The following is a 304-nucleotide window of genomic DNA, read 5'->3' as shown; positions in this document are numbered from 1 at the left end:
CCGGGGTCGTTGCGTTGACCAGCAACACCATCGACGACGAAGGACCGTCCTACTCCCCTGACGGCGACGAGATCACGTTCAGCAGCATCATCGCCGGCAACTACGAGATCTACCGGATGAACGTGGACGGTTCGAGCCCGCTCCGCATCACCATCCAGAGCAGCGTCGACATCCAACCGACCTACTCACCCGAGGGCGACAAGATCGCCTACACCAGCACCCAGGTCGGCGACTACGAGATCTACCGGATGAATCCCCTCGGCGCGGGGCTCTCCCCACTGTCGGTCAACGGCGCGCTCGACTT

1 protein-coding gene is annotated in these 304 nt (G+C 62.8%); it reads left to right on the top strand.

Features of this window, described 5'->3' with window-relative positions:
• Positions 1-14 precede the first annotated feature (14 nt).
• The coding region (locus F0U44_RS22795; protein WP_223163847.1) for a TolB family protein at positions 15-304 on the top strand (290 nt) is incomplete at its 3' end.

It is taken from the genome of Nocardioides humilatus, from assembly GCF_008373755.1.
Taxonomy (GTDB): Bacteria; Actinomycetota; Actinomycetes; order Propionibacteriales; family Nocardioidaceae; genus Nocardioides; species Nocardioides humilatus.
Note: the sequence above shows the minus strand (reverse complement) of the source record. Positions and strands in the feature narration are given on the sequence as shown.